A 5,192-nucleotide genomic window follows, 5' to 3' on the forward strand; every position below is an offset into this window, starting at 1 on the left:
TACTCCTCCTGGTGTTTGACCTCCTTCACTCGCTCCTTGTCTTACTCCTCCTGGTGTTGGATTTCCTTCATTTGTTCCATTTGACTTTCCAGCTTCTTTCATTTCATCTTGAAGACTTGTTGTTCCCGCTTCTTGCCCATTTGCTACCCCAGGGTTTTCGTTCCCGCCTTTTTTCATATCTTCTTGAATAGATGGCATACCACCATTCTTTTTATCTTTTTCCTTATTTAAGTTACCTTTTTCTTTTTCCTTATTTGCTACATCATTTCCATTTGCTTTCTTCTCACCAGCTTTTTTCATTTGATCTTGCAATGAATCTTTATTTTCAGATTCATTTCCATTTTTCAAGCCACTTATGAGACCAGCCATGCCACCTGTTGCCATCGCTGCCGCACTTGCTGTTTTAGCTGCTGCAACACCCGTTCCTTCTGCTGCACCTTTCGCTCCTTTTCCAATCATATTTCCGAGACCCTTCATTGGTTTTGAACTTGCAAGAGCGCCAATTCCTTTACCAAGTACGAAACCACCTGCTAACATGCCCCAACTGCTCTTTAATCCAATATCTATTCCAAATAGCCTTTCTACAACTGACGGGCCATCTAGAACTGCCATGCTAAATGCTGCTAATGCAATCAGATACGGTACACCACTTAGTTTGTCATGTAGAAACGCCGTTCCCATTATATATAGCTTCAAAGAGAGGAATATCATAATCGTTGCTATAAATATATTGAGGATATTAGATAATACAGCTTTTAACTTTTGACCATTCGCAACATCCGCTGGTGCTAATATGTTGGCTAACCAAATAGTTAAATGCTAATTCATAACATAATCTAGCTAATTTAATACTTACCAATAACAAAGTTAATCCTGTTATCAGTAAAGTAAAGAATATGTTCCAAAAATTCCAATGCCAGCGATAATACTTTTCTGGAAAGAAATCAAACCATCCATCTTTTAATTCTGCTAAAGATGCAACTCCTAATGCATCCATCACCCTTTTATTCTGTAGGATTTTTTGACCACCATCTGATAAATCCTTGTCTTTCGTAAATTTGAAATCGGAATCAATTTTTTCTGTAATATCTATTTGTCTAATATTTTTTTCCGGAATATTATTTTTCGGATTCAAATCTTCTTTCTTTTTCCATCCATTTTGATCTATTACTGCAACATCTGTTATGTTTTTCTTAATAATTTCATCACTTAAGGAACCTTTTTGCTCTGATTTTACAACCGCTATGGCATCATCGGTGAACTTATCGACCCTTGTCATACCAGTACTTAATAAACAAAGTACACTAAGTGTTATGAAAATATTGATGATAATTTGAGAACGGTTCATTTGTTTGTTCATGATGAACATGTAGCCAATATATAAAAACGATATGGCTAAAAGAACAACAAACAATGGATATAGCATATCAACAAAATTTTGTATTTCCGGTGAATTAAAGAATCCTTTAATCCCCAGTATGGCATCTGTCACACCTTCTAAAGCATCTACAACTAAAGATAAGCCTACAATTAGAAACCATCCTAGCCAACGTAATACATAATTCACGATGTCTCCTACTTGAAGATAATCCGAGAACGTTTCTAAAACCTTTAAAATCTCTTCATCTTTCACGATTTACCCTCCTCTCATGCTTGCTATGGCCCTAATACTTCTTTTGCTGTCCAACTCACTCTTTCATTTAGTCTGTCGATACGAATAATCAATTTCCCTTTTTGTTCCCGATCTACTGAAAGGAAAAGAACCGCATCTTCTAGACCAAGAATAACCTCATTTTCTTCTGTCACAAATGGCGAGTAGCTATCTAAAATCAATTGCATTTTATCCGTTATTGTCGGTACACACATTCCCTCTTCCTCCTTTATGTTTGGAATGAAAAAAGCACTCAATTATTTGAGTGCTTTCTAACTTGTTACTTGTTCTTTTTCTTCTAAATCACGCAAGATTCGATTAATCTTATTTTCGACTGCTTGATAAACACTTTTGTCGATATGGTCATTGTGAGCTAACATTTGAAATTCACTGTAAAACTCGCCCATTTCTTGATTTTCAACTTCATCTATTGATTTTCCTAATTGCGCTAAAAAGAACTTATCAACCAGTTTCAAAACCGCTAAATCAGATTCGAAAAATTCATTAACCATTTTTTCTTTCCAATTTTCAATGGAGAGGAAATCAAACGGGCTATCTTCCTGCTGAAACGCCTCTTCGGGAATCTCTTCATCAATTCCCATCATTGTTGGTTCTTCTACTGGCTGCGGTGTCTCTATTTGAGAAGAAGCTTCTTGTACTTGTTCTGGTTCTGATGTTTTTTTCTCAATTTGTTCTGCTTTTCTCTGTCCTAGAAAATCTACAATAAGTGCTTTTGGATTTACATCATCATGTAGAGAATCAATGTCTATATCTAAAATAGATTTATCTGTATCGAACTCTACCCCTAAGTACTCCCATCTATATTTTAAGGCTGTTTCTCCCGTATTATAAATTGGGCGAGGTCTGATCCGTTTTCTGTTATTATCCTGACGTTTTATAACACGAATAACGGCACTTTCTCCTTCTTTAAAATTCATAAGTTCATTTGCTGTTAACAGTGGGCGTTGGTCTAGACCTTCCGTTTTATTTTTATCAGTAGAAAGACCTTTCCCACTTCGGGAAGGTAGGTTAATCGTCTGATTCCCTAGTTTTTTGGATACTTTTTCGGCGGTTTCTTGATCGTTCGTTAGAATGTAGATGGTATTCCCACAGTTTCCATCAATCGTATCTGCATCTTCACCATACTTATTTTTTAATTGTGCATATGCCTGGATTATTAGGTTAAAGCGAACATTCCTACCAAGACAAACCGTGATAATATTTGCCATTCCTTCAATACTCGGTATATTTCCAAACTCATCTAGGCAAAAAACCACTTCACGGTGACATTTTCCTCCACGAGCGAGGGATGCACCCTTTGCCAATATAAAATAAAGCTGCCTTACAAAAATAGAAGCAATCACATGGTTCGAAGAATCAAAGTCTGGTGTAATCATAAAAATAGCGACTGGCTTATCGAAATAATCCACTTTTGTTATTTTCATATCTTCATGTTCTTCTACTACTTTAAATTCTGTATGACCCGTTTTTTCATCTATTTTTGTAATAGTAATAGATGTTTTCGTTTGAGGGTTTTCTTTTTCATTACATTGAATAATATCTCCAACTTGTATTACTTGTTTAAAATCTAATGCAAAACGTCCTGTAATATCTGCTTTGATAGACTCCTTTGAGCCATCTGAAAATACAATTTCTACTCGTTTTCTAGGTGTCACTTTTCCTTTTATCGTTTTTCCAAAACCGACACGTTTCAAATCCACACTATTTTCCGCTGTCATTTTAGCGATTTCATCAAATGTAAAAATAGAAAGTCCGTTCATTGTTTGAGTGAAAATCCCACCTCTTGCTTGCCCTTTTGAGAAATTAGAAGTTGCATATTGCATTTTCGCAACGCTATCCGCTGGTAAGCCTTCAAAGTATAAATCTAATGCATTTTTAGGTGGTTCCTCTGGATCTATTAGTATTTCTTTCGAACCAAGTTCCGATAACATGTTAGCTACTGCATACATCGTTATTTTTTCTTCTGTCCCCTCTGCAATACATTTATCTGTTATAGCTAAAACCATAGCGTTGCATAGGCTCATAGCACAATCTTGCCAAAAAGGATCTTTAACACCTGGTTTATAAAACAAAGTGTGTGAGAGTGTTTTACATAATGCCTGTGCCGTTGAATAATCCCCATCTTTATAAGCATCTTTGACAAGCTGCAATAAGTTATAACTCATGGAATCAAGTGGCTTTAACAAGTTCAAAACTTCAATATGATACCCTCGTTCTTCCAGCGTTTCTTTCGATGCGCTGAACAATTCCCCCTTTGGATCGTTGAAAATTAAAGATGGCTTATGTTCCGCTCTAGAATAGACATCAATTGTAGGAAATACAAAGGTTTCCCCTTTACCAGAGCGCGTTGTACCAATGATTAAATTGTTTACCGGACTATCATCAATAAATACCTTTTCACCTAATCGTGAAATAACAACACCACCGCCACCTTTAAACGATTTCTCTCGATCTGGTACAGCTCGATACTGCTTTTTCAGCTCTTCAACTGTTGTAAAACGACTAGATCCTTTCTGATGATTATTTAAGTTTTTAAAGGAAGATTTCAATTTGTACACTGTTCTCGCTATAGTTCCAATCACTACAAGGAAAACAAGCAAGTAGTAAATTGGATGCTCTGCAATTGGCATCCGAAAAAGAAATCCTATCTCCATATGAAACGGTTTGGGATGTAATAAATCACTAAAAGTTGTTTCTATCAGCTCTAAAGATAAGTTGAGTAAAAAATTAGCGATCAATAACATTCCAACAAACAAAAAAGCACTCAATGGAATGAGTACTTCTTTTTCAGCTAATTTATATTTGATTGATATCTTTTCACTATACATATAAAAACATCACCTCTATTCAATCTAGCCACACGTATTACTTCTTTAAGCCAAAGCCCGAATCATAATTATATTTTTCATACTCTGTTATCTTATCGAAATCATTCGTTACATCTAAAGATATGATGTATCGAAATTTATTAGTAATCTGGGGATCTGATGGCATTTTTTGAAAACTAGCTATTACTTTTATATCAGAATCCTTCATTTGTTGAAGAAAGTATATAAAATCTTCCTGACATAAATAATTGGTTTCATCTACAATTACATATTCAAATTGTTTAGCTACATTTATCACATCATCTGTAATTTTAAAATCTCTATATTCTTCATTTGATTCACAATCTAAATATTGTAAAGTTACATGCCCTTCTGTTTGCTTCTCTAATTCTTCGTATTCCTTAAATGGATCTAACACTAATACTTTTGATAAACTTAAAGCCATTTTCTTCAATTCCCTCGTTTTCCCTGTTCCCACTCGACCTACCACCATTAAACTTTTATCTAGACTTGAAATTTGTACTAAATTTGCACTATTAACAAACATCTATATGACCCCTCTCAAATTAAAAAGGTACTCTTTTTTTGAGTACCTTTTTGAAAATATCAGTTGATTTTTTTCTTTATTTACTCGCTACCATCTTTTCATTTTGTTTCAGAACTGGCTTTTCTGGATTTGTTGGTTTTTCCGG

General features: G+C 34.9%; 3 protein-coding genes and 1 pseudogene. All 4 read right to left on the reverse strand.

Annotation, left to right across the window (positions count from 1 at the left end; all coding sequences use genetic code 11):
* A pseudogene (locus GFJ36_RS28675) lies at nt 1-1,633 on the reverse strand (pLS20_p028 family conjugation system transmembrane protein); the annotation flags it as partial.
* A 23-nt stretch (nt 1,634-1,656) separates the two neighbouring features.
* Nucleotides 1,657-1,866 (reverse strand): hypothetical protein, encoded by a 210-nt coding sequence (locus tag GFJ36_RS28680; protein WP_098961859.1) that lies wholly within the window; start codon nt 1,864-1,866, stop codon nt 1,657-1,659.
* Between the two features lie 57 nt (nt 1,867-1,923).
* Nucleotides 1,924-4,500, reverse strand: a complete 2,577-nt coding sequence (locus GFJ36_RS28685) for a VirD4-like conjugal transfer protein, CD1115 family (RefSeq protein ID WP_157349847.1) — start codon at nt 4,498-4,500, stop codon at nt 1,924-1,926.
* A gap of 37 nt (nt 4,501-4,537) precedes the next feature.
* The gene (locus GFJ36_RS28690) at nt 4,538-5,047 is read right to left on the reverse strand and encodes a hypothetical protein (protein WP_000497918.1); all 510 of its coding nucleotides are present in this window, start codon (nt 5,045-5,047) and stop codon (nt 4,538-4,540) included.
* Nucleotides 5,048-5,192: the final 145 nt, after the last annotated feature.

It is taken from the genome of Bacillus sp. EE-W1 (assembly GCF_009760835.1).
In the GTDB taxonomy this organism is placed as follows: domain Bacteria; phylum Bacillota; class Bacilli; order Bacillales; family Bacillaceae_G; genus Bacillus_A; species Bacillus_A wiedmannii.